Origin of the sequence: Streptomyces sp. NPDC015127, assembly GCF_043080095.1 — a bacterium.
Classification (GTDB): domain Bacteria; phylum Actinomycetota; class Actinomycetes; order Streptomycetales; family Streptomycetaceae; genus Streptomyces.
Window position 1 is genome coordinate 1 of the sequence record NZ_JBIBVE010000084.1, and the last position, 3104, is coordinate 3104.

The following is a 3104-nucleotide window of genomic DNA, read 5'->3' on the forward strand; positions in this document are numbered from 1 at the left end:
CGACCCGAAGCCCTATGTCTGGACGAAAACCGCCGACGAGATCCTCGAACGCCTCGCCTCATATCTGAACAGAATTCCTGACTCAGAAGACTAGGTAGCGTCTTGGCGGTCATGGGTCGAGCCGGATGAGTGTGCTGGTCTGGGTGATGGCGGTGGGGTGGCGGCCGGGCTGTTTCTCGTAACGGGTGGCGATGCCGCGCGGCTGCTTGAGGCGGTGGAGGAGCGTTCGACGTCGTTGCGGCGGCGGTAGACGGCCGAAGCTGCATGGCCGTTCACGGCGTCGGCGCCGGCCCGCGAGTTGGTCCACGCGTTCCGGGGATGGCCGCCTTGATTCCGCGTCTGGCAGGTAGGCGTGGAAGGAGCGGGCGGAGTGGCCCTTGTCCGCCACTACTTGATCGGGCCGGATGGGGGGGCCGGGCCGGGTGACGCGGATGCGGTCGGTGACCGCCTCGGGCTGCGTGCAGTCGTCGCAGGTACCTGGCGTGACCGTGACAGACAGCGGTCGCCCCCGCCCGTCGCAAGGCCAGGTGGATCTTGCTGGTCAGCCCGCCGCGGGAGCGCCCGAGTCCTCGTTCCTCAAGCCTCCTTTGGCCGCGGTGTGCTGATGGGCCCGCACGATGGTGGAGTCCAGCGCGACCAGCCAGTCCACCTCCGCCCGGCTCTGGGCTCCGGCCGAGCTGGCCGAAGGTGCCGTCGGCCACCCAGCGGGCGCAGCGCCCGTGCACCGTCTGCCAGAGCCCGAACCGCTCGGGCAGATCCCTCCAGGACACACCGGTCCGGAACGTGAACACGATGCCCTCGAGAACCCGGCGGTGATCGCACCACCTGCCTCGGACACGACCCGCAGGCGGCAGCAACGGCTCGACCACCGCCCACACCGCGTCACACATCTCCCGATCCCTCACAGCAGCCCAACAATCAGATGACCTGAAAGACACCGCCTAGGGCCCCAAGGTTACATCTGCGGTGATGAGAGCAGGACTTCGGGCGAGAGAGTTGGGACCCAGGACCTCCGGATCACCCGGTCGCCACTGACCGGCGGCGACGAGCCGCTCGATGACCTCGCCGATCTGCACCGTGGTCACCGCAGCGACGTCGGCGCCGGGCTCCAGGCGGACCGCGTCCAGCACCGCTGTCCAGGACGTGCGGCCACTCTCCAGCGCGGCCACAACTGAGTAGGGCCAGCCGGGCACCATCTGATGCTTGCCCTCACCCCGGCCGAACGTGTGGCAAAAGGCCCGGTCAGCACATGTGTTGCTGTCCGGCCGCAGCCACGGCGAGACATCCACCGCCAGCACGAGCCGACCGTCCGCCGCCCTCGGCAACGGCACCCCCTGGCCAGGGCCCGACGTAGCCGGGCGACGTCGATCCGCCCTGGTTGAGCCCGCCGTACAGAGCCCCGTGCCCACGGCGGTGTTCCGGCGCGACGCGAGATCAGCCAGCGTCCGCACCGGCCCGTCCGTGCACAGCAGCGCATCGCACAACTCGAACAACGCGTCGCCCCCCGCGGTCAGACACGCGTACCGGAAGTGTGACACTTCCGCGAACGCATCCCGCAGGACACCTCGATGCACCAAACTCACGACCACGGCCTTCGCGCTGATCCACCTGTGACGGAGCACAGGATCAGACGGAGGCCGCTTACACGTCCGCCGAACTGCGAAAACCCGGATCAAGTTTGAGCCGCGTTCGACGCCGGACCATAAACGACTTCCCAATGAGAATGTCAAGCAGCCACCGTGACTGGTGGTGCAGTTTGATAGCACGCTTCGTCGCGGATCATCGCCCACAGAACGTTGGCTCTGCGACGTGCGAGTGACAGCACGGCCTGCTTGTGCCCCTTCCCCTCGGCGCGCTTGTCGTTCGTAGTACGCCCGTGACGCGGGACACGACCGCAGGCTGGCCATGGAGGAGAGGTAGAAGGCTCTCAGGAGGCCGCGGTGGTAGCGGCGGGGGCGGCGCATGTTTCCGCTGACAAGTCCGGAATCGCGTAGAACCGGAGCCAGGCCGGCGAAGGCGGCGAGTCGGTCGGCTGTGCCGAAGACCTCCATGTCGCCGCCGGTGGCGGCGATGAAGGTGGCTCCGAGCATGGCACCCATGCCGGGCAGGCTCTGGATCACCTCGGCATGCGGGTGCTCGTGAAACCGGGCCTCGATGAGGACGTCGAGCTCGGCGATCTCCTCTTCCAGGGCCATCACCCCCTTCGCGAGGCGAGCACCCATCGAGGCGGCCAGCTTCTCGCCGGGCAGTGCGGTGTGCTGGGCCTGAGCCGCTTCGACGGCGGCTTGCGCAAGCAGGGCGGCGCCTTTGACCTTGCGGTTCTTCAGCCAGGTCTCGATGCGCTTGGCTCCACTGCGGCGGATCGCGGCAGGCGTCTGGTAGCCGGTCAGCAGCAGGATCGGGCCCTTGTTCGTCAGGCTGAGGGCTCGCTCCAAGGCCGGGCAGTTTTCCAGGAGTTGTTCCCGGAGCCGGTTGATCTGGCGGGTGCGGTCGTTGACGAGGTCGGTCCGGCGTCGGACCAAGATCTTGAGGTCGACAGCTATCTCATCGCCGGGCCGGAGCGCGCCGAGGTCCTTGCGCATGCGGGCCTGGTCGGCGATGACGAAGGCGTCCTTGGCATCAGTCTTGCCCTGGCCGCGGTAGGCGGCCGACGCCTGGTGAACGGCGAGCCCGGTCAAGTAGACCATCGGCTGGTCGTGGCCGAGCAACAGACCGATGAGCAAGGCGGCTCCGCCGTGGTTGATATCCACTGCCCACAGCGCACCCTCGGAGGGCGCGAGTACGTCACCGATCAGCTCCAGCAGCGCGGACTCATCGTTCAGTACCCGCCGCGGACAGTAGGCGTTCGCCCTGCGCATCGATCACCACGCAGTGATGGTGTTCCTTGCCGATGTCCACGCCGGCCCAGATCTCGGGCACGGTCACTTCCGCCAGCTCGTCGTCCAACTGCAGTCCCGCAGACGACCTCGCCGACGTTGTCCTACACAGCGATCGAGTCGCGTATCCCAATTAGACAGTGTCCTACGTGGTGAGGCGGACGAGTCGCTTGTAGCAGCACAGGGCGGCGGCGAGGCCGAGGAAGGCCAGGTAGTTGCGGGGATTGC

1 protein-coding gene and 2 pseudogenes are annotated in these 3104 nt (G+C 67.5%); all 3 read right to left on the reverse strand.

Annotated features, from left to right (window positions below; translation table 11 throughout):
• Positions 1–109 precede the first annotated feature (109 nt).
• The 3 genes and pseudogenes from ACF08N_RS37965 to ACF08N_RS37975 all read right to left on the reverse strand — a co-directional run bounded on the left by ACF08N_RS37965 (position 110) and on the right by ACF08N_RS37975 (position 2925).
• Positions 110–890, reverse strand: a pseudogene (locus ACF08N_RS37965) (IS5 family transposase).
• A 51-nt stretch (positions 891–941) separates the two neighbouring features.
• On the reverse strand, positions 942–1790 hold the full coding sequence (locus ACF08N_RS37970) for a transposase (RefSeq protein ID WP_392329258.1): 849 nt from the start codon (positions 1788–1790) through the stop codon (positions 942–944).
• Positions 1727–2925 (reverse strand): annotated as a pseudogene (locus ACF08N_RS37975) (IS110 family transposase). The gene ACF08N_RS37970 and the pseudogene ACF08N_RS37975 overlap by 64 nt, the downstream one beginning before the upstream one ends.
• Positions 2926–3104: the final 179 nt, after the last annotated feature.